This window comes from Microvirga tunisiensis (assembly GCF_009296175.1).
Lineage (GTDB): Bacteria > Pseudomonadota > Alphaproteobacteria > Rhizobiales > Beijerinckiaceae > Microvirga > Microvirga tunisiensis.
The window spans coordinates 1-928 of record NZ_VOSK01000869.1; the positions used below are offsets into that span (position 1 = coordinate 1).

At 67.6% G+C, this 928-nt stretch carries 1 protein-coding gene; it reads right to left on the reverse strand.

Annotated features, from left to right (window positions below; all coding sequences use genetic code 11):
• A partial coding sequence (locus tag FS320_RS44225; RefSeq protein WP_162003659.1) for a transposase occupies positions 1-769 on the reverse strand: 769 nt, incomplete at its 3' end.
• Positions 770-928 lie beyond the last annotated feature (159 nt).

The following is a 928-nucleotide window of genomic DNA, read 5'->3' on the forward strand; positions in this document are numbered from 1 at the left end:
AGCCCTGGACGAGCACTGCCTCGGCATCATCCCGCTCCTCCACGGTGCGTTCGATCCGACGGATGCCGCGCACCTGCTTTTTGAGTTCCTTCTTGGCATGCCGATCGGCCTCGAAGATCGGATGCGCCGCCTCGCGCAGGAAATGGAACTGGCACAGCTGATGCGGCACGCCCGGCAAGACCAAAGCGACCGCCTGGCGAAGGGAGGTCTGGCCGTCGCTGATCACGCCCACAACCGGCACGCCCACCGCGTCCACCGCCTCGCGCAGCAGCACCGCCAGTTCCTGCGCCCGGCCGGAGAGCAGGCTGCGGGCCAGCACGATGAGGCCAGACAGGCAGTCGCGGATCACCCACAGCACCTCATGGCCAACATCCGGCTGCACGCCATCCAACGCCAGAATGACCCGCCCTTGCTGGGCCAGGAGCTTCCGCAGGGGGTGACGCTCCATCAGCCGGGTGGCGAGCAGCTCATCGTAGCGGTCGAGCAGGTTGGTGACGCTGCGCTCGGCAATGGCGACGCCGCGGGCCGTGAGCACCGCGTGGATCTCGGGCACACTGCGATGCTCGCGATGGCGCAAGGTCCCGACGAGGGCGATGATATCCAAGCCGAACTCGTGCTGGGGCAAGGCCAGCGCACCCTCGGCCTCGGGGCGATAAGGCTTGTGATAGCGCAGGCAGTTGAGCGTCTCGCACCAGCGGATCTTGAGCCGCAAGCGGACCAATCCGGTCAGCGTCACGAGGGTGCGATGGTTCTCGTAGCGGATCCGCATCGGGGCTCCGCAGGCCGGGCAAAGCCGACAGGCGGGACGCAGCACCCGCTCGCGCTCCGGCGGCTCGCGCCCTGAGAGTCTGGTCATCCCGCACCTCCTCACAGGCACAGAAGACCCCCACCACCACACTCTACCAGACAGCCGGCTTTGCCGTCCTAG